16 protein-coding genes and 3 rRNA genes are annotated in these 19,692 nt (G+C 61.8%); 15 read left to right on the plus strand and 4 right to left on the minus strand.

Annotated features, from left to right (window positions below; genetic code table 11):
* Nucleotides 1–14 precede the first annotated feature (14 nt).
* From rfe to BST12_RS12370, 11 genes are all read left to right on the plus strand, one after another.
* Nucleotides 15–1,217, plus strand: coding sequence for a UDP-N-acetylglucosamine--decaprenyl-phosphate N-acetylglucosaminephosphotransferase (gene rfe / locus BST12_RS12320; RefSeq protein ID WP_083113412.1), 1,203 nt, complete (start codon nt 15–17; stop codon nt 1,215–1,217).
* Nucleotides 1,218–1,444: 227 nt separating this feature from the next.
* The gene (locus BST12_RS12325) at nt 1,445–1,906 is read left to right on the plus strand and encodes an ATP synthase subunit I (protein WP_083113413.1); all 462 of its coding nucleotides are present in this window, start codon (nt 1,445–1,447) and stop codon (nt 1,904–1,906) included.
* The gene (atpB, locus tag BST12_RS12330) at nt 1,899–2,651 is read left to right on the plus strand and encodes a F0F1 ATP synthase subunit A (protein ID WP_083113414.1); all 753 of its coding nucleotides are present in this window, start codon (nt 1,899–1,901) and stop codon (nt 2,649–2,651) included. Before BST12_RS12325 ends, atpB begins: the two co-directional genes overlap by 8 nt.
* A 34-nt stretch (nt 2,652–2,685) precedes the next feature.
* The gene (locus BST12_RS12335) at nt 2,686–2,931 is read left to right on the plus strand and encodes a F0F1 ATP synthase subunit C (protein ID WP_003406686.1); all 246 of its coding nucleotides are present in this window, start codon (nt 2,686–2,688) and stop codon (nt 2,929–2,931) included.
* Nucleotides 2,932–2,940: 9 nt separating this feature from the next.
* Nucleotides 2,941–3,456: a F0F1 ATP synthase subunit B gene (locus BST12_RS12340; RefSeq protein ID WP_083113415.1), complete on the plus strand. Its 516-nt coding sequence runs from the start codon at nt 2,941–2,943 to the stop codon at nt 3,454–3,456.
* 16 nt (nt 3,457–3,472) lie between these two features.
* Nucleotides 3,473–4,813: a F0F1 ATP synthase subunit B/delta gene (locus BST12_RS12345; RefSeq protein ID WP_083113416.1), complete on the plus strand. Its 1,341-nt coding sequence runs from the start codon at nt 3,473–3,475 to the stop codon at nt 4,811–4,813.
* 60 nt (nt 4,814–4,873) lie between these two features.
* The gene (gene atpA / locus BST12_RS12350; RefSeq protein WP_083113417.1) at nt 4,874–6,538 is read left to right on the plus strand and encodes a F0F1 ATP synthase subunit alpha; all 1,665 of its coding nucleotides are present in this window, start codon (nt 4,874–4,876) and stop codon (nt 6,536–6,538) included.
* A 6-nt stretch (nt 6,539–6,544) separates the two neighbouring features.
* On the plus strand, nt 6,545–7,462 hold the full coding sequence (locus tag BST12_RS12355; RefSeq protein WP_083113418.1) for a F0F1 ATP synthase subunit gamma: 918 nt from the start codon (nt 6,545–6,547) through the stop codon (nt 7,460–7,462).
* Between the two features lie 25 nt (nt 7,463–7,487).
* Nucleotides 7,488–8,936: a F0F1 ATP synthase subunit beta gene (gene atpD / locus BST12_RS12360; protein WP_083113419.1), complete on the plus strand. Its 1,449-nt coding sequence runs from the start codon at nt 7,488–7,490 to the stop codon at nt 8,934–8,936.
* A gap of 33 nt (nt 8,937–8,969) precedes the next feature.
* Nucleotides 8,970–9,335 (plus strand): F0F1 ATP synthase subunit epsilon, encoded by a 366-nt coding sequence (locus BST12_RS12365; protein ID WP_083113420.1) that lies wholly within the window; start codon nt 8,970–8,972, stop codon nt 9,333–9,335.
* Between the two features lie 8 nt (nt 9,336–9,343).
* Complete coding sequence (locus BST12_RS12370) at nt 9,344–9,787, plus strand: DUF2550 domain-containing protein (protein ID WP_083113421.1); 444 nt, start codon at nt 9,344–9,346, stop codon at nt 9,785–9,787.
* Here the strand turns inward: BST12_RS12370 and BST12_RS12375 are convergent.
* Nucleotides 9,784–10,188: a VOC family protein gene (locus tag BST12_RS12375; protein ID WP_211281263.1), complete on the minus strand. Its 405-nt coding sequence runs from the start codon at nt 10,186–10,188 to the stop codon at nt 9,784–9,786. The two genes, BST12_RS12370 and BST12_RS12375, sit on opposite strands and share 4 nt — an antisense overlap.
* Before the next feature lie 43 nt (nt 10,189–10,231).
* Nucleotides 10,232–10,816 carry a cob(I)yrinic acid a,c-diamide adenosyltransferase gene (locus BST12_RS12380; protein ID WP_083113486.1) on the minus strand — a complete coding sequence of 195 codons (585 nt, stop codon included), beginning with the start codon at nt 10,814–10,816 and terminating at the stop codon, nt 10,232–10,234.
* 83 nt (nt 10,817–10,899) lie between these two features.
* Between BST12_RS12380 and murA the strand changes: the two genes are divergently transcribed.
* The 4 genes from murA (at nt 10,900) to rrf (ending at nt 17,557) form a co-directional block, all read left to right on the plus strand.
* The gene (murA, locus tag BST12_RS12385; RefSeq protein ID WP_083113423.1) at nt 10,900–12,156 is read left to right on the plus strand and encodes a UDP-N-acetylglucosamine 1-carboxyvinyltransferase; all 1,257 of its coding nucleotides are present in this window, start codon (nt 10,900–10,902) and stop codon (nt 12,154–12,156) included.
* Nucleotides 12,157–12,446: 290 nt separating this feature from the next.
* Nucleotides 12,447–13,977: ribosomal RNA gene (locus BST12_RS12390) — 16S ribosomal RNA — on the plus strand.
* A gap of 280 nt (nt 13,978–14,257) precedes the next feature.
* A 23S ribosomal RNA gene (locus BST12_RS12395) occupies nt 14,258–17,359 on the plus strand.
* 85 nt (nt 17,360–17,444) lie between these two features.
* A 5S ribosomal RNA gene (gene rrf, locus BST12_RS12400) occupies nt 17,445–17,557 on the plus strand.
* The 16S, 23S and 5S rRNA genes sit together here, the layout of an rRNA operon.
* Before the next feature lie 52 nt (nt 17,558–17,609).
* Here rrf and BST12_RS12405 read toward each other — a convergent pair.
* Entirely contained in the window at nt 17,610–18,107 is a 498-nt protein-coding gene (locus BST12_RS12405) for a methylated-DNA--[protein]-cysteine S-methyltransferase (RefSeq protein WP_083113424.1), read from the minus strand.
* Complete coding sequence (locus BST12_RS12410; RefSeq protein ID WP_083113425.1) at nt 18,104–19,603, minus strand: DNA-3-methyladenine glycosylase 2 family protein; 1,500 nt, start codon at nt 19,601–19,603, stop codon at nt 18,104–18,106. The genes BST12_RS12405 and BST12_RS12410 overlap by 4 nt, the downstream gene beginning before the upstream one ends.
* Nucleotides 19,604–19,692 lie beyond the last annotated feature (89 nt).

Consider the following 19,692-nt stretch of genomic DNA (forward strand, 5'->3'; position numbering starts at 1 on the left):
AGTAGGGTCTCGAGGTGTCCAGCGATGTGGCCAGCGTTGCCGGTGGTCTGCTCGCCCTGTCTGATCGCAGCGCCGGTGTTCCGTTGCGTGAGCTCGCGTTGGTCGGGCTGACCGCGGCGATCATCACCTATTTCGCGACCGGGCCGGTGCGGGTCCTGGCAACCCGCTTGGGGGCCGTCGCCTATCCCCGGGAACGGGACGTACACGTCAACCCGACCCCCCGGATGGGCGGCCTGGCGATGTTCCTCGGCGTGGTCGCGGCCGTCTTCCTCGCTTCCCAACTTCCGGCTCTGACACGCGGCTTCGTGTATTCAACCGGCATGCCCGCGGTACTCGTGGCCGGGGCGGTGATCATGGGAATCGGCCTGATCGACGACCGGTGGGGGCTGGACGCGCTGACGAAGTTCGCCGGTCAGATCACCGCGGCCAGCGTGCTGGTCACCATGGGTGTCGCATGGAGTGTCCTCTATATCCCCATCGGTGGCGTCGGAACCATCGTGCTGGACCAGGCGTCTTCGATCCTGCTCACCCTTGCGCTGACCGTGTCGATCGTCAACGCAATGAACTTCGTCGACGGTCTGGACGGACTGGCCGCTGGGCTGGGTCTCATTACGGCGCTGGCCATCTGCATGTTCTCGGTGGGTCTGCTTCGTGACCACGGCGGCGATGTCCTTTATTACCCGCCAGCGGTGATTTCGGTGGTGCTCGCCGGTGCCTGTCTGGGCTTTCTGCCGCACAACTTCCACCGGGCCAAGATCTTCATGGGCGATTCCGGTTCCATGCTGATCGGTTTGATGCTCGCCGCTGCTTCCACGACCGCTGCAGGACCGATCTCGCAGAACGCCTACGGCGCCCGTGATGTGTTTGCTCTGCTGTCGCCCTTCCTGCTGGTGGTGGCCGTGATGTTCGTACCGATGCTGGACTTGTTGCTGGCGATCGTGCGGCGCACCCGCGCCGGGCGCAGCGCGTTCAGCCCGGACAAGATGCACCTGCATCATCGGTTGCTGCAGATCGGTCACTCGCATCGCCGGGTGGTGCTGATCATCTATCTCTGGGTGGGCATCGTCGCGTTCGGCGCGGCGAGCACGATCTTCTTCGACCCGCGCCACACCGCCGCGGTGATGCTGGGCGCGATTTTCGTCGCGGGCATCACGACGGTGATCCCGCTGCTGCGCCGCGGCGACGACTACGAAGACGACAACTACGACAGCGAGTAGTAGTGGTCTCGGCGCTATGGTACGGTGCAGCTAGAACCCCGAAATAAACCTCGCGGGTTGCCGGCCACCCGGCCCGTCGGACCCGTTTCCGAACGCGCCGGATTACGACCGACACAGGGAGCTACCCCTTGGGTGATTCCAGCGCGACCCTTGCGATACGCTCGGCGGGCCACCGATCAGTCGATCGGGCGGTTCCCGCTCCACCGACCTGGGATTGAGGTGCTGCAGTGACGACACCAGCGCAGGACGCGCCGTTGGTGTTTCCCGCTGTTGCCTTTCGTCCGGTACGCCTCTTTGTGATCAGTGTCGGGCTGACGGCGGTGGCAATGCTGGCCGCCGGCTTCGCCGGGCACCTCATGGTCGGGGTGTTCTTCGGTGTCGGGCTGCTGCTGGGTTTGCTCAACGCGCTGATGGTCCGGCGTTCCGTGGAGACGATCACCGCCAAAGAGCATCCGATGAAAAGCTCTATGGCCCTGAACTCGGCGTCACGACTGGCGATCATCACCATCATCGGGTTGATCATCGCCTTCATTTTCCGGCCCGCCGGGTTGGGTGTCGTTTTCGGACTTGCGCTGTTCCAGGTGGTGCTGGTGATATCAACCGCCCTGCCGGTCTGGAAGAAGCTGCGCAGCGGCGACCCGGCGGCGGAATCGGAAGGGACGGAAGTGAGGAACACCAGCGATGACTGAGTCGATCCTGGCCGCCCAGATCGAGGTCGGCGAACACCACACGGCCACCTGGCTCGGAATGACTGTCAACACCGACACCATCCTGTCGACCGCGATCGCCGGGTTGATCGTCATCGCGCTGGCCTTTTATCTGCGCCGCAAGGTCACTTCGACCGACGTACCCGGTGGCGTGCAGTTGTTCTTCGAGGCGATCACCATTCAGATGCGCAACCAGGTCGAGGGCGCCATCGGTATGCGGATCGCACCGTTCGTGCTGCCGCTCGCGGTCACCATCTTCGTGTTCATCTTGATCTCCAACTGGCTGTCGGTGCTGCCGCTGCAGTACACCGAGAAGGACGGCAAGACCACCGAGGTCCTCTCATCGGCGGCGGCCGACATCAACTATGTGCTGGCGCTGGCCCTGTTCGTGTTCGTCTGCTATCACGCGGCAGGCATCTGGCGCCGCGGCATTATCGGTCACCCGATCAAGGTCCTCAAGGGACACGTGGCCATCCTGGCGCCGATCAACGTCGTCGAAGAACTCGCCAAGCCGATCTCGTTGTCGCTCCGGCTTTTCGGAAACATCTTCGCCGGCGGGATCCTGGTTGCGCTGATCGCACTCTTTCCGCCCTATATCTTGTGGCTGCCGAATGCGATCTGGAAATCGTTCGACTTGTTCGTCGGCGCCATCCAGGCATTCATTTTCGCGTTGCTGACGATTCTGTACTTCAGCCAGGCCATGGAGCTCGAAGAGGACCACCACTAAATCGCTAGCGGAGTTATCAAGGAGGATAAGGAATATGGATCCCACAATCGCGGCCGGCGCACTCATCGGCGGCGGACTGATCATGGCCGGTGGCGCCATCGGCGCCGGTATCGGTGACGGTGTCGCCGGTAACGCGCTGATCTCCGGCGTTGCCCGGCAGCCCGAGGCGCAGGGACGGTTGTTCACGCCGTTCTTCATCACCGTCGGTCTGGTCGAGGCGGCCTACTTCATCAACCTGGCGTTCATGGCGCTGTTCGTCTTCGCAACCCCCGTCAAGTAATTCGCTGCGATGGGTGACCTGAACTCTATTGTTCTGGCCTCGAGTCAGGCAGCAGAGGAAGGTGGCAAGAACAGCAACTTCCTCATACCCAACGGCACCTTTTTCTTCGTGCTGGCCATCTTCCTGGTGGTGCTCGCGGTCATCGGTACTTTTGTGGTGCCGCCGATCCTGAGGGTATTGCGGGAACGCGATGCGATGGTCGCCAAGACGGCCGCCGACAACAGGAAGTCGGCTGAGCAGTTCGCCGCCGCCGAGTCCGACTACGAAGAAGCCATGAAGGAAGCTCGCGTCCAGGCGGGGTCGTTCCGCGACAACGCCCGGACCGAGGGCCGCAAGGTCATCGACGACGCGCGCGCCCGTGCCGAGCAACAGGTGGCATCGACAGTGCAAATTGCCAGCGAGCAATTGAAGCGGGAGAGGGACGCCGTGGAAATGGATCTGCGCGCCAACGTCGGGAACATGTCGGCCACGCTGGCCAGCCGGATCCTCGGTGTCGACGTCAGTCAATCAGCTGCGACGAGGTAGACGAGGTAGCTGAACAATGTCGACTTTCATCGGACAGTTGGTGGGCTTCGCGGCCATCGTGTTGCTGGTGTGGCGTTATGTGGTGCCACCGGTACGCCGGCTGATGACCGCCCGGCAAGAAACGGTGCGTCAGCAGTTGCAGGATTCGGCCGCCGCCGCCAAGCGGCTCACCGAATCGACCACGGCGCACAGCAAGGCCGTACAAACCGCCAAGGAAGAAGCCGAGCGCCTCGTCGAGGAGGCCAAGGCCGATGCCGAGCGCATCACCGAGCAGTTGCACGCGCAGTCCGAAGTCGAGGCGGACCGCATCAAGGTGCAGGGCGACCGCCAGGTCGAACTGCTGCGGGCACAATTGACCCGGCAGCTCCGACTCGAGTTGGGTCATGAATCAGTGCGCCAGGCAGGTGAATTGGTGCGCAACTACATCGCCGACGACAAGCAGCAGTCGGCCACCGTCGATCGGTTCCTCGACGAGCTCGACGAAATGGCACCGCAGGCAGTAGATGTCGAGTATCCGCTACAGGCCAAGATGCGCTCGGCGAGCCGGCGTGCGCTGGCCGGCCTGGTGGGTCGATTCGACACCATAGCCAAGGATCTCGACACCAAGGGTCTGTCGGCGCTGGCCGACGAGTTGGTATCGGTGGCCAAGTTGCTGGACAACGAAATCGTCGTCACGCGCTATCTCACTGTGCCCGCTGAAGATTCGGCGCCCAGAGTCAAGTTGATCGAGCGGCTGCTGAACGGCAAGGTCGGCGATGCCACGCTGGACGTGATGCGCGCCGCCGTCTCCGAACGTTGGTCGGCCAACTCCGATCTGATTGACGCAATAGAGCACGTCTCCCGGCAAGCCTTGCTCGAAGTCGCCGAACGTGACGGCAAGGTCGACGAAGTCGAAGACCAGTTGTTCCGGTTTTCGCGCATTCTCGACGCCCAGCCCCGCCTTGGCATTCTGCTCGGCGAACACACCAGCCCAGCCGAGGGTCGGGTGGGCTTGCTGCGCAAGGTGCTGGAAGGCTCGAGTGCCAGGGTGAACCCGGTAGTCGTGTCCTTGCTGTCGCACACTGTGGAGCTGCTCAGGGGCGAGCCGGCCGAAGAGGCCGCGCTGTTTCTGGCCGAAGTCGCGGTGGCCCGGCGCGGCGAAGTCGTGGCCCAGGTCAGCGCCGCCGCCGAACTCAGCGACGCACAGCGCACACGGGTTACAGATGTGCTCAGCCGTATCTATGGTCATCCCGTGGCGGTCCAGCTGCAGATCGACGATGAGCTGCTGGGCGGCCTGTTGATCTCGGTCGGCGACGAGGTGATCGACGGCACGCTCAAGTCCCGGTTGGCCGCTGCCGAAGCCCAGTTGCCGGATTAAGCCTCACTGAAACACCCGAACTAGTCATCACCAAACACCGAAGTAGGAAGACGAAAAGCCATGGCCGAGTTGACAATCTCCGCTGATGACATTCAGAGCGCGATCGAAGAGTACGTAGGTTCCTTCACCTCGGACACCGCTCGCGAGGAGGTCGGCAGCGTCGTCGATGCCGGGGACGGTATCGCGCACGTCGAGGGTCTGCCGTCGGTGATGACCCAGGAGCTGCTCGAATTCCCCGGCGGCGTGCTCGGCGTCGCCCTCAACCTCGACGAGCACAACGTCGGCGCGGTCATCCTCGGTGACTTCGAGAACATCGAAGAAGGCCAGCAGGTCAAGCGCACCGGCGAAGTCCTTTCGGTCCCGGTGGGCGACGGCTTCCTCGGTCGCGTGGTCAACCCACTCGGCCAGCCGATCGACGGGGGCGGCGACATCGACACCGATATCCGTCGGGCATTGGAGCTGCAGGCACCGTCGGTGGTCGAGCGGCAAAGCGTGAAAGAGCCGCTGCAGACCGGTATCAAGGCGATCGACGCGATGACCCCGATCGGTCGCGGTCAGCGTCAGCTGATCATCGGCGACCGTAAGACGGGCAAGACCGCCGTCTGCGTCGACACCATTCTCAACCAGCGGCAGAACTGGGAAACCGGCGACGAGAAGAAGCAGGTGCGCTGCGTTTACGTGGCCATCGGCCAGAAGGGCACCACGATCGCGTCGGTTAAGCGTGCGCTGGAAGAAGGCGGCGCGATGGACTACACCACGATCGTCGCCGCCCCGGCTTCGGACTCCGCCGGATTCAAATGGCTTGCGCCGTATACGGGTTCGGCGATTGCTCAGCACTGGATGTACGAAGGCAAGCACGTGCTGATCGTGTTCGACGACCTGACCAAACAGGCCGAGGCATACCGTGCGATTTCACTGCTGCTGCGCCGTCCGCCCGGCCGCGAGGCCTACCCGGGCGACGTCTTCTACCTGCACTCGCGGTTGCTTGAGCGCTGCGCCAAATTGTCCGACGAGCTCGGCGGGGGCTCGCTGACCGGGCTGCCGATCATCGAGACCAAGGCCAACGACATTTCGGCCTACATCCCGACCAACGTCATCTCCATCACCGACGGCCAGTGCTTCCTGGAAACCGACCTGTTCAACCAGGGCGTTCGCCCGGCCATCAACGTCGGTGTGTCGGTGTCCCGGGTCGGTGGCGCCGCACAGATCAAGGCAATGAAGGAGGTGGCCGGCTCGCTGCGGCTGGACCTGTCCCAGTACCGCGAACTGGAAGCCTTCGCAGCATTTGCTTCTGACCTGGATGCCACGTCGAAGGCACAGCTGGAGCGCGGTGAGCGGCTGGTGGAGTTGCTCAAGCAACCGCAGTTCCAGCCGATGCCCGTCGAGGAGCAGGTGATTTCGATCTTCTTGGGCACCGGCGGTCACCTGGACTCGGTGCCGGTCGAGGACGTCAAGCGATTCGAATCCGAGATCCTGGACCACATGCGGGCCTCCGAAGAGAAGTTCCTGGAAGGGATTCGTCAGACCCAGAAGCTTTCTGAGGAAGACGAAGAAAAGCTGGTCGAAATCATCAAGCACTTCAAGAAGGGCTTCGCCGCCAGCGGCGGCGGCTCGGTGGTGCCCGACGAGCATGTCGAGGCGATGGACGAGGACGAGGTCGGCAAGGAATCCGTGAAGGTCAAGAAGGAAAAGCCCAAGGATTCCAAGAAGAAGGACAAGAAGTAGCTAACAATGGCTGCCACACTTCGCGAACTTCGCGGTCGGATTCGCTCGGCGGGGTCGATCAAGAAGATCACCAAGGCCCAGGAGCTGATCGCTACATCGCGCATCGGTAAGGCGCAGGCTCGGCTGGAATCCGCGCGGCCCTATGCATTCGAGATCACCAGAATGCTGACCACGCTGTCCGCCGAGGCTGCTCTGGACCATCCGCTGTTGGTGGAGCGGGCCGAACCGAAGCGGGCCGGCGTACTGGTGGTGTCGTCCGACCGTGGTCTGTGCGGCGCATACAACTCCAGCATTTTCCGTCGCTCGGAAGAACTGTTCTCCCTGCTAAGGGAGGAGGGAAAGCAGCCGGTTCTGTACACGGTGGGCCGTAAAGCGCTGAACTACTTCAAGTTTCGCAACTGGGACATCACCGAGTCCTGGACGGGTTTCTCCGAGCAGCCCAAAGCCGAGAACGCCGCAGAGATTGCCGAGACCTTGGTCGAAACGTTCATGAAGGGCACGGGTGACGACGACAGCCCCTCCGACGAGGACCAGGGTGTTGACGAACTGCACATCGTCTATTCGGAGTTCAAGTCGATGATGTCGCAGACGGCGGTGGCCCACCGGATCGCTCCGCTGGTGGTGGAGTACGTCGAGGAAGACACCGGGCCGTACACGCTGTACTCGTTCGAACCGGATGCGACGACGCTGTTCGAGGCGCTGCTGCCGCGGTACCTGACGACCCGCGTGTACGCGGCGCTGCTGGAGTCGGCGGCATCGGAGTTGGCCTCACGCCAACGCGCGATGAAGTCGGCCACCGACAACGCCGACGACCTCATCAAAGCCCTGACGCTGGAAGCAAACCGCGAGCGTCAGGCCCAGATCACCCAGGAAATCAGCGAAATCGTCGGTGGCGCAAACGCGCTCGCCGACGCCGCTAAGTAGTAGGCCCACGAGGAAGCGAAAGACTATGACTGCCACAGCCGAAAAGACCGACAAGACAAACTCGGACACCAGCGGTCGCGTCGTTCGGGTCACCGGACCCGTCGTCGACGTCGAGTTCCCGCGTGGATCCGTCCCGGAGCTGTTCAACGCGCTGCACGCCGAAATCAAGTTCGAGGCGCTTGCCAAGACCCTGACGCTTGAGGTGGCCCAGCATCTGGGTGACAACCTGGTGCGCACGATCTCGTTGCAGCCCACCGACGGACTGGTGCGCGGCGTCGAGGTCACCGACACCGGCAACTCGATTTCGGTGCCGGTCGGCGAGGCCGTCAAGGGCCACGTGTTCAACGCGTTGGGGTACTGCCTGGACAAGCCGGGATACGGAGAAGACTTCGAGCACTGGTCGATTCACCGCAAGCCGCCGGCCTTCGAGGACCTGGAGCCTCGCACCGAGATGCTCGAAACCGGTCTGAAGGTCGTCGACCTGCTGACTCCCTACGTGCGTGGCGGCAAGATCGCCCTGTTCGGTGGTGCCGGCGTCGGCAAGACGGTGCTCATCCAGGAGATGATCAACCGTATCGCCCGAAACTTCGGTGGCACTTCGGTATTCGCCGGGGTGGGGGAGCGTACCCGCGAGGGCAACGACCTCTGGGTCGAGCTCAAGGAAGCCGATGTGCTCAAGGACACCGCGCTGGTGTTCGGTCAGATGGACGAGCCGCCCGGCACCCGTATGCGGGTTGCGCTGTCCGCGCTGACGATGGCCGAGTGGTTCCGTGACGAGGCCGGCCAGGACGTGCTGCTGTTCATCGACAACATCTTCCGGTTCACCCAGGCCGGTTCGGAGGTCTCCACGCTACTCGGCCGTATGCCGTCTGCGGTGGGATACCAGCCCACCCTGGCCGACGAGATGGGTGAGCTGCAGGAGCGCATCACCTCGACGCGCGGCCGGTCCATCACGTCGATGCAAGCGGTGTACGTGCCCGCCGACGACTACACCGACCCCGCACCGGCGACCACGTTCGCCCATCTGGATGCCACTACGGAACTCTCCCGGTCGGTGTTCTCGAAGGGCATCTTCCCGGCCGTGGATCCGCTGGCGTCCAGCTCGACCATCCTGGACCCCAGTGTCGTGGGCGACGAGCACTACCGCGTCGCGCAAGAAGTCATTCGAATTCTGCAGCGCTACAAGGACCTTCAGGACATCATCGCCATTCTCGGTATCGACGAGCTGTCCGAAGAGGACAAGCAGCTGGTCAACCGGGCGCGACGCATCGAGCGGTTCCTGTCGCAGAACATGATGGCGGCCGAGCAGTTCACCGGTCAGCCCGGTTCGACGGTTCCGGTCAAGGAGACCATTGAAGCGTTCGACCGTTTGACCAAGGGCGACTTCGACCACGTGCCCGAGCAGGCCTTCTTCCTGATCGGTGGCCTCGACGACTTGGCGAAGAAGGCCGAGAGCTTCGACGTCAAGCTCTAAAGAGGATCCTGCTGAGGCGAAAGGTGGTGTGGCATGGCCGAATTGAACGTTGAGATCGTGGCTGTCGATCGGAAGATCTGGTCGGGAGAGGCGACATTTCTCTTCACCCGCACCACCGTTGGCGAGATCGGTATTTTGCCCCACCACATTCCGTTGGTAGCGCAATTGGTCGACGACGCGATGGTCCGGGTTGCCCGTGAAGGTGACGACGACCTTCGCATAGCGGTGGATGGCGGCTTCCTGTCGGTAACCGAAGAGGGCGTCAGCATCCTCGCCGAGTCGGCCGAGTTCGAGAAGGACATCGACGAGCACGCCGCCAAAGAAGACGCCGAGTCCGATGACCCGAAGATCGCCGCCAGGGGCCGCGCCAGATTGCGCGCCGTCGGCGCGATCGACTAAGTAGCCCGATGAGCGCGCCCATGGTCGGCATGGTCGTGCTCGTCGTCCTGCTGGGCGTCGCCGTCCTCGCGCTGAGCTACCGCCTATGGAAGCTGCGGCAGGGCGGAACGGCGGGAATCATGCGTGACATCCCTGCGGTCGGAGGTCACGGCTGGCGCCATGGAGTGATCCGCTATCGCGGCGGCGAGGCAGCGTTTTACCGGCTGTCCAGCCTGCGGCTATGGCCGGATCGCCGGCTCAGCAGGCGGGGCTTAGAGGTCGTGGCAAGGCGCGCGCCACGGGGCGACGAATTCGACATCATGACCGACGAGATCGTGGTGCTGGAATTGCGCGATACCACGCAGGAGCGCCGGGTCGGCTACGAAATAGCTTTGGACAGAGGCGCATTGACCGCATTTCAATCGTGGCTGGAGTCACGCCCGTCACCGCGGGCCCGTCGCCGCAGCGTCTAATTCTGGCCGGGCCATGGCGTGACGGTCTGGCATCCGTATGCCTCGGGCGCTACGTCACGCATCGTTTCGCTGAACTGCCAGCGATGGCCGGCGAGATCTTCGACGGTGCATTCCCGTTCGCCATACTCGCGGTCGACGGGCGGCTCCAGTACCTTCGCGCCCGCCGCCCGGGCGCGCTCGTACTGAGCGTTCACGTCGCCGACCCGCACCTTGATCTCGTGCGTGACGACGCCGGCCGTCGGAGGCTGCCGCTCAGCAGCGACGTCCGCGACGATCATTGCCGCGTGCTCGCCGATGCTCAGCTGGGCCCGGTGACTCTCGCCGATGCGCGTTCGCTCGATGAAGCCGAAGGCCGCGGTGAGCCACTCCACCGCGGCACGCACATCGGGATACACGAGCACGGGTATCACGGCCGCCGGAGGAATCGACCGATTACGTTTCATGTCAGGCCTTTTCGCTCGTGCCGCCGCCGGGACGCCACAGCACGTCACCGGCGGGGTTCGCTAAGCGCGACAGGATGAAGAGCAAATCCGACAACCGGTTCAGATACTTCGCCGGCAAGTCGCTGACCCCGTCCGGATGGGCCTGGACCGCCGTCCACGCCGAGCGCTCGGCCCGCCGGACTACCGTGCGTGCGACGTGCAGTAGCGCCGAAAGCGGCGAACCGCCGGGCAACACAAAGGAATTCAGCGCCGGCAAGTCCTCGTTGTAGGTGTCACACCAGCTTTCCAGTCGGTCGATGTAGGACTGGGTGATGCGCAGCGGAGGGTGCTCGGGATGTGCCACCACCGGCGTCGAGAGATCCGCGCCGGCGTCGAACAAGTCGTTCTGGATGTGGCGCAGTACCGCGGCGATCTGCTCGTCAGGGCCACCCAACGCGATGGCGACGCCGATCGCGGAGTTGGCCTCGTCACAGTCCGCGTAAGCAACCAGCCGCGGATCGGTCTTGGAAACCCGTGAGAAATCGCTCAGTCCCGTCGTGCCGTCGTCGCCGGTGCGGGTATAGATGCGGGTCAGGTGGACTCCCATGAGCAAAAACCGTACCGCTGCCTGCGCAGGGATCATGTGTTGGCTGACTGACAAGCCGAAACCGCTTCACTACACTGACCCGGGTGGCGGAGCGTTTCGTGGTGACCGGCGGCAACCGGTTGTCAGGCGAAGTCGCCGTCGGGGGCGCCAAGAACAGTGTGCTCAAACTCATGGCCGCGACCCTGCTCGCCGAGGGCACCAGCACGATCACCAACTGCCCGGACATCCTCGACGTGCCGCTGATGGCCGAGGTACTGCGCGGCCTGGGTGCCACCGTCGAGCTCGACGGTGACATTGCCCGCATCACCTCACCCGACGAACCCAAGTACGACGCCGACTTCGCGGCGGTGCGCCAGTTCCGGGCCTCGGTATGTGTGCTGGGTCCGCTGGTCGGGCGCTGCAAGCAGGCCCGGGTCGCACTTCCCGGTGGTGATGCGATCGGGTCGCGTCCGCTCGATATGCACCAAGCGGGCCTACGTCAGTTGGGCGCGCAATGCAATATCGAGCATGGCTGTGTGGTGGCCCAGGCAGAAACGTTGCGCGGCGCGGAGATTCAGCTGGAGTTCCCCTCTGTTGGTGCCACCGAGAACATCCTGATGGCCGCGGTGGTCGCAGAGGGTGTCACCACGATTCACAACGCGGCGCGCGAACCCGACGTGGTGGACCTCTGCACGATGCTGAACCAAATGGGCGCCCAGGTCGAAGGTGCGGGTTCGCCGACCATGACCATCACCGGTGTTCCGCGGCTGTACCCGACCGAGCACCGCGTGATCGGGGACCGCATCGTCGCCGCCACGTGGGGCATCGCCGCCGCCATGACTCGCGGTGACATCACGGTCACCGGCATCGACCCGTCTCACCTGCAGTTGGTCCTGCATAAGTTGCACGACGCCGGCGCCACTGTCACCCAAACCGACGACAGTTTCCGGGTGGTGCAGTACGAGCGGCCGAAGGCCGTCAACGTCGCGACACTGCCCTTCCCGGGATTTCCGACAGATCTGCAGCCCATGGCCATCGCCCTGGCTTCGATCGCCGACGGCACGTCGATGATCACGGAGAACGTCTTCGAGGCGCGGTTCCGGTTCGTCGAGGAGATGATCCGGCTCGGCGCCGACGCCCGCACCGACGGGCACCACGCCGTGGTGCGGGGGCTGCCGCAGCTTTCCAGCGCGCCGGTGTGGTGTTCGGACATCCGAGCAGGTGCCGGCCTGGTGCTTGCGGGGCTGGTCGCCGACGGCGACACCGAGGTGCACGACGTCTTCCACATCGACCGCGGCTACCCGTTATTCGTTGAGAACCTGGGCATTTTGGGCGCTGAGATCGAGAGGGTATGCTCGTAACAACGCCCGACGGGCTCGATCACGAAAACTGACCGAAAACCGGGGCTTGACACCTCTGCCGGAGCTGTATTAAGCTGGCAGGGTTGCCCCGAATCGGGCAAAACCAAGTAAGTGCGTGTTGTTTGAGAACTCAATAGTGTGTTTGGTGTTTTTGTTTGTTGTTGTTTTTTGACTACACCTAGCACTCCCCGTGTGTGGGTGTAGTCGCATTTTCAGATGCCAGTTTTGGTGTCTTTTTGTTAGGTCAGATTTTCTCTGATTGTGAATTCACCTCGTTATCGAGGGGTTTTTGTTTGGAGAGTTTGATCCTGGCTCAGGACGAACGCTGGCGGCGTGCTTAACACATGCAAGTCGAACGGAAAGGCCCCTTCGGGGGTACTCGAGTGGCGAACGGGTGAGTAACACGTGGGTAATCTGCCCTGCACTTCGGGATAAGCCTGGGAAACTGGGTCTAATACCGGATAGGACCCCGAGGCGCATGCCTTGGGGTGGAAAGCTTTTGCGGTGTGGGATGGGCCCGCGGCCTATCAGCTTGTTGGTGGGGTGACGGCCTACCAAGGCGACGACGGGTAGCCGGCCTGAGAGGGTGTCCGGCCACACTGGGACTGAGATACGGCCCAGACTCCTACGGGAGGCAGCAGTGGGGAATATTGCACAATGGGCGCAAGCCTGATGCAGCGACGCCGCGTGGGGGATGACGGCCTTCGGGTTGTAAACCTCTTTCACCATCGACGAAGGTCCGGGTTTTCTCGGATTGACGGTAGGTGGAGAAGAAGCACCGGCCAACTACGTGCCAGCAGCCGCGGTAATACGTAGGGTGCGAGCGTTGTCCGGAATTACTGGGCGTAAAGAGCTCGTAGGTGGTTTGTCGCGTTGTTCGTGAAATCTCACGGCTTAACTGTGAGCGTGCGGGCGATACGGGCAGACTGGAGTACTGCAGGGGAGACTGGAATTCCTGGTGTAGCGGTGGAATGCGCAGATATCAGGAGGAACACCGGTGGCGAAGGCGGGTCTCTGGGCAGTAACTGACGCTGAGGAGCGAAAGCGTGGGGAGCGAACAGGATTAGATACCCTGGTAGTCCACGCCGTAAACGGTGGGTACTAGGTGTGGGTTTCCTTCCTTGGGATCCGTGCCGTAGCTAACGCATTAAGTACCCCGCCTGGGGAGTACGGCCGCAAGGCTAAAACTCAAAGGAATTGACGGGGGCCCGCACAAGCGGCGGAGCATGTGGATTAATTCGATGCAACGCGAAGAACCTTACCTGGGTTTGACATGCACAGGACGCGTCTAGAGATAGGCGTTCCCTTGTGGCCTGTGTGCAGGTGGTGCATGGCTGTCGTCAGCTCGTGTCGTGAGATGTTGGGTTAAGTCCCGCAACGAGCGCAACCCTTGTCTCATGTTGCCAGCGGGTAATGCCGGGGACTCGTGAGAGACTGCCGGGGTCAACTCGGAGGAAGGTGGGGATGACGTCAAGTCATCATGCCCCTTATGTCCAGGGCTTCACACATGCTACAATGGCCGGTACAAAGGGCTGCGATGCCGCGAGGTTAAGCGAATCCTTTTAAAGCCGGTCTCAGTTCGGATCGGGGTCTGCAACTCGACCCCGTGAAGTCGGAGTCGCTAGTAATCGCAGATCAGCAACGCTGCGGTGAATACGTTCCCGGGCCTTGTACACACCGCCCGTCACGTCATGAAAGTCGGTAACACCCGAAGCCAGTGGCCTAACCCTTGGGAGGGAGCTGTCGAAGGTGGGATCGGCGATTGGGACGAAGTCGTAACAAGGTAGCCGTACCGGAAGGTGCGGCTGGATCACCTCCTTTCTAAGGAGCACCACGAAAAGCATCCCAATTGGTGGGATGCGAGCCGTGAGGGGTTCTCGTCTGTAGTGGACGAGGGCCGGGTGCGCGGCAACAAACAAGCCAGACACACTATTGGGTCCTGAGGCAACACTCAGGCTTGGCCAGAGCTGTTGTCCCACCATCTTGGTGGTGGGGTGTGGTGTTTGAGAATTGGATAGTGGTTGCGAGCATCAAATGTATGCGTTGCCGTTCGCGGCAGCGTGTTTATTTGTGCAATTTTATTCTTTGGTTTTTGTAGTGTTTGTAAGTGTCTAAGGGCGCATGGTGGATGCCTTGGCATCGAGAGCCGATGAAGGACGTAGGAGGCTGCGATATGCCTCGGGGAGCTGCCAACCGAGCGTGGATCCGAGGATTTCCGAATGGGGAAACCCAGCACGAGTCATGTCGTGTTACCCGTACCTGAATATATAGGGTGCGGGAGGGAACGCGGGGAAGTGAAACATCTCAGTACCCGTAGGAAAAGAAAACAAAAGTGATTCCGCTAGTAGTGGCGAGCGAACGCGGAATATGGCTAAACCGCACACATGTGTAACCGGGTAGGGGTTGTGTGTGCGGGGTCGTGGGAGGATACATCTCAGCTCTACCTGGCTGAGGGGCAGTCAAAAAGTGTCGTGGTTAGCGGAAGTGGCCTGGGATGGTCCGCCGTAGACGGTGAGAGCCCGGTACGTTAAAACCCGTCACCTGCCTTGTATCAATTCCCGAGTAGCAGCGAGCCCGTGGAATTTGCTGTGAATCTGCCGGGACCACCCGGTAAGCCTAAATACTTCTCGATGACCGATAGCGGATTAGTACCGTGAGGGAATGGTGAAAAGTACCCCGGGAGGGGAGTGAAAGAGTACCTGAAACCGTGTGCCTACAATCCGTCAGAGCCTCCTTGTGGGGTGATGGCGTGCCTTTTGAAGAATGAGCCTGCGAGTCAGGGACATGTCGCAAGGTTAACCCGTGTGGGGTAGCCGCAGCGAAAGCGAGTCTGAATAGGGCGTATCCCCGTAAGGGGTGTAGTGGCATGTTCTGGACCCGAAGCGGAGTGATCTACCCATGGCCAGGGTGAAGCGCGGGTAAGACCGCGTGGAGGCCCGAACCCACTTAGGTTGAAGACTGAGGGGATGAGCTGTGGGTAGGGGTGAAAGGCCAATCAAACTCCGTGATAGCTGGTTCTCCCCGAAATGCATTTAGGTGCAGCGTTACGTGTTTCACCACGGAGGTAGAGCTACTGGATGGCCGATGGGCCCTACTAGGTTACTGACGTCAGCCAAACTCCGAATGCCGTGGTGTATAGCGTGGCAGTGAGACGGCGGGGGATAAGCTCCGTACGTCGAAAGGGAAACAGCCCAGATCGCCGGCTAAGGCCCCAAAGCGTGTGCTAAGTGGGAAAGGATGTGCAGTCGCAGAGACAACCAGGAGGTTGGCTTAGAAGCAGCCACCCTTGAAAGAGTGCGTAATAGCTCACTGGTCAAGTGATTGTGCGCCGATAATGTAGCGGGGCTCAAGCACACCGCCGAAGCCGCGACAACCGCAAGGTTGGGTAGGGGAGCGTCCCTCATTCAGCGAAGCCATCGGGTAACCGGTGGTGGAGGGTGGGGGAGTGAGAATGCAGGCATGAGTAGCGATAAGGCAAGTGAGAACCTTGCCCGCCGAAAGACCAAGGGTTCCTGGGCCAGGCCAGTCCGCCCAGGGTGAGTCGGGACCTAAGGCGAGGCCGACAGGCGTAGTCGATGGACAACGGGTTGATATTCCCGTACCCGTGTGTGCGCGTCCCTGATGAATCAATTCTGCTAACCACCCAAATGGTGGTCTATCAATCCCTTCGGGGTGCGAGGATCGCCGGCTGCGTGGGACCCGGGTTGGTAGTAGTCAAGCGATGGGGTGACGCAGGAAGGCAGCCGTACCAGTCAGTGGTAATACTGGGGCAAGCCCGTAGGGAGAGCGATAGGCAAATCCGTCGCTCATTAATCCTGAGAGGTGACGCATAGCCGATTGAGGCGAATTCGGTGATCCTCTGCTGCCAAGAAAAGCCTCTAGCGAGTTCACACACGGCCCGTACCCCAAACCAACACAGGTGGTCAGGTAGAGAATACCAAGGCGTACGAGATAACTATGGTTAAGGAACTCGGCAAAATGCCCCCGTAACTTCGGGAGAAGGGGGACCGGCATGCCGTGAACACCTTTTCGGTGGGAGCGGAAACCGGTCGCAGAAACCAGTGAGAAGCGACTGTTTACTAAAAACACAGGTCCGTGCGAAGTCGCAAGACGATGTATACGGACTGACGCCTGCCCGGTGCTGGAAGGTTAAGAGGACCCGTTAACTCGTAAGGGTGAAGCGGAGAATTTAAGCCCCAGTAAACGGCGGTGGTAACTATAACCATCCTAAGGTAGCGAAATTCCTTGTCGGGTAAGTTCCGACCTGCACGAATGGCGTAACGACTTCTCAACTGTCTCAACCATAGACTCGGCGAAATTGCACTACGAGTAAAGATGCTCGTTACGCGCGGCAGGACGAAAAGACCCCGGGACCTTCACTATAGCTTGGTATTGTTGTTCGGTACGGTTTGTGTAGGATAGGTGGGAGACTGTGAAACTCCAACGCTAGTTGGGGCGGAGTCGTTGTTGAAATACCACTCTGATCGTATTGGACACCTAACGTCGAACCGTATATCCGGTTCACGGACAGTGCCTGGTGGGTAGTTTAACTGGGGCGGTTGCCTCCTAAAATGTAACGGAGGCGCCCAAAGGTTCCCTCAACCTGGACGGCAATCAGGTGTTGAGTGTAAATGCACAAGGGAGCTTGACTGCGAGACTTACAAGTCAAGCAGGGACGAAAGTCGGGATTAGTGATCCGGCACCCCCGAGTGGAAGGGGTGTCGCTCAACGGATAAAAGGTACCCCGGGGATAACAGGCTGATCTTCCCCAAGAGTCCATATCGACGGGATGGTTTGGCACCTCGATGTCGGCTCGTCGCATCCTGGGGCTGGAGCAGGTCCCAAGGGTTGGGCTGTTCGCCCATTAAAGCGGCACGCGAGCTGGGTTTAGAACGTCGTGAGACAGTTCGGTCTCTATCCGCCGCGCGCGTCAGAAGCTTGAGGAAACCTGTCCCTAGTACGAGAGGACCGGGACGGACGAACCTCTAGTGCACCAGTTGTTCCACCAGGAGCACCGCTGGATAGCTACGTTCGGACAGGATAACCGCTGAAAGCATCTAAGCGGGAAACCTTCTCCAAGATCAGGCTTCTCACCCTTTTAGAGGGATAAGGCCCCCCGCAGAACACGGGATCGATAGGCCAGACCTGGAAGCTCAGCAATGAGTGAAGGGAACTGGCACTAACCGGCCGAAAACTTACCAACACAACCAATCGCAACCACAATCCAGTTTGACGGCTTATAGCCGTAAAACACCGCACCCCGCCACCAGCATAAATTTAAATAGAGTTACGGCGGCCACAGCGACAGGGAAACGCCCGGTCCCATTCCGAACCCGGAAGCTAAGCCTGTCAGCGCCGATGATACTGCCCGCACGGGTGGAAAAGTAGGACACCGCCGAACATACAAAAACACCCCCGGTTCTCCGGGGGTGTTTTTACTTTTTGGTCGATTTCTAGTCGAATAGCGTCAAATCGGCCGGCGCCCGGCGTCTTTCCAATTCGAGCAGAGTTTGTTTCCGGTCGAGCCCACCGCCGTAGCCGGTCAGTTTCCCGCTGGCGCCAATGACGCGATGGCACGGCACGATGATTGCGATGGGATTGTGGCCATTCGCCAACCCCACGGCGCGTGCGGCGCCGGGTGCCCCGATCTGTTCGGCGATTTCTCCATAAGATCGCGTCTCGCCGTACGGAATGGTGAGCAACGCCTTCCACACCCGCTGCTGGAATTCGGTGCCGCGCAGATCGAGTTGCACATCGAATTCCACGAGTTCGCCGGCGAAATACGCGTTGAGCTGATCGACGGCCTCAGCAAATGACTGGTCGTCTGGCGCCCAGCCGGTGCGGCTCGGCTCGTAGGTTTGGTCGACCATCCGCAGATTGGTCAATACCGGGCCCTGCCCGGCCAGTGTCAACGGTCCTATCGGACTATCGATGGTGCGGTAGTTCGTCATCCAATCTCCTTCGAGGGTGGCCATAAGTTCACCGGGTGATCGAGGGTGGTCCACAAGTGCTGGGTGGCGTAGGAGCGCCACGGACGCCATCGCGCGCTGTGTTCGGTGAGCGCCTTCTGGAGTTCCGGTAGACCCAGTCGCCGCGCGGCCAGCTTTACGCCGAGGTCGGTGACCGGAAAGGCGTCGGGATCGCCGAGCCCGCGCATTGCGATTATCTCCGCTGTCCAAGGGCCGACGCCGGGCAGGGACTCCAATTGGCTGCGCGCTCGGGTCCAGTCGCACCCGGGGTCCAGGACGACGCTGCCGTCGGCAAGCCCGGCGACGAGGGCGGTCAAGGTCCGTTGGCGCGCCTTGGGAACGGCCAGATGAGCGGGGTCGATCGCCCCATTCTCCAAGAGGTCCTCAACCGACGGAAAGGTGTGTGTCAGCCCACCTTGGGCATCGTGCACCGGCTTCCCGTAAGCGATAACTAACCTCGCCGCATGCGTTCGTGCGGCTTTCGTCGATACCTGCTGGCCCAGTACAGCGCGAACCGCCAACTCGGCCTCATCGACAGTGCGGGGAATGCGCTGGCCGGGAGCCTTGGCCACCACCGGGTTCAGGTCGGGGTCTCGGCTCAGCGCCTCGACCACGGCTTCTGGGTCGGCATCGAGGTCGAGCAGCCGCCGGCACCGCGCGGTGGCCGCCGCGAGGTCTCGGAAGTCGTCGAGCACCAGCACGCACCGCACGTGATCGGGTGCCGGTGTCAGAGCGACCAGCCCGTTGCCCCAGGAGAGCCGCAGTGTGCGGCGGTACGCGCCGCCGCGGACTTCCTCGCAGCCTGGTATGGCGCCCGCAGCCAGATGACCGAATACGCCTTCGTAGGCAAACGGCGTTCGGACCGGTAGGCGCAGCGAAATGGTGCCCGCAGAAGTGGAATTGGCCCCGAACCGGGCGGTTGCGCGCCGACGTAACACGCTAGGCGTGCTGTCACACACCAGTCGGACGGTGTCGTTGAACTGGCGGATGCTGGAAAACCCGGCGGCGAACGCGACGTCACCGAACGGCAGGTCGGTGGTCTCGATCAGAATGCGGGCGGATTGCATCCGCTGGGCGCGGGCCAGCGCGAGGGGGCCGGCGCCGACCTCGGCCTGCAATAACCGCCCCAGCTGACGGGTGGTGTAACCGAGGTGGGCGGCGAGTCCGGTGACACCCTCGCGGTCTACGGTGCCGTCAGCGATTAGCCGCATCGCCCGCGCGACAACGTCGCCGCGCACATTCCATTCCGGCGAGCCGGGGGATGCATCAGGACGGCAGCGTTTACAGGCCCGGAAGCCTTCCTGTTGCGCGGCCGCCGCGGTTGGCAGGAACCGCACGTTACGGGCGAAGGGCGGGCGGACGGGGCAACTGGGGCGGCAGTAAATCCGGGTGGTCAGCACCGCGATGACGAACCAGCCGTCGAACCGGGCGTCCTTGGACTGGACGGCCCGATAGCAGCGTTCGAAATCTTCATGCACGCTTCCACAGTTACACCTGACCACCGACAAGACTGGCGGAAAAACGACATCAATGTGGGCGGCCGGTAGGGCAAATGGCGGTATTACGT

The sequence above is a fragment of the Mycobacterium angelicum genome (genome assembly GCF_002086155.1).
Lineage (GTDB): Bacteria > Actinomycetota > Actinomycetes > Mycobacteriales > Mycobacteriaceae > Mycobacterium > Mycobacterium angelicum.

Bases quoted from the DNA above. Each gene is read 5' to 3' on its own strand.
- BST12_RS12370 (WP_083113421.1), top strand. From the start codon at position 9,344: ATGAGCGCGCCCATGGTCGGCATGGTCGTGCTCGTCGTCCTGCTGGGC.
- atpB (WP_083113414.1), top strand. From the start codon at position 1,899: ATGACTGAGTCGATCCTGGCCGCCCAGATCGAGGTCGGCGAACACCAC.
- BST12_RS12365 (WP_083113420.1), top strand. From the start codon at position 8,970: ATGGCCGAATTGAACGTTGAGATCGTGGCTGTCGATCGGAAGATCTGG.
- BST12_RS12345 (WP_083113416.1), top strand. From the start codon at position 3,473: ATGTCGACTTTCATCGGACAGTTGGTGGGCTTCGCGGCCATCGTGTTG.
- atpA (WP_083113417.1), top strand. From the start codon at position 4,874: ATGGCCGAGTTGACAATCTCCGCTGATGACATTCAGAGCGCGATCGAA.
- BST12_RS12340 (WP_083113415.1), top strand. From the start codon at position 2,941: ATGGGTGACCTGAACTCTATTGTTCTGGCCTCGAGTCAGGCAGCAGAG.
- BST12_RS12380 (WP_083113486.1), bottom strand. From the start codon at position 10,816: ATGGGAGTCCACCTGACCCGCATCTATACCCGCACCGGCGACGACGGC.
- BST12_RS12355 (WP_083113418.1), top strand. From the start codon at position 6,545: ATGGCTGCCACACTTCGCGAACTTCGCGGTCGGATTCGCTCGGCGGGG.
- BST12_RS12405 (WP_083113424.1), bottom strand. From the start codon at position 18,107: ATGACGAACTACCGCACCATCGATAGTCCGATAGGACCGTTGACACTG.
- BST12_RS12335 (WP_003406686.1), top strand. From the start codon at position 2,686: ATGGATCCCACAATCGCGGCCGGCGCACTCATCGGCGGCGGACTGATC.
- atpD (WP_083113419.1), top strand. From the start codon at position 7,488: ATGACTGCCACAGCCGAAAAGACCGACAAGACAAACTCGGACACCAGC.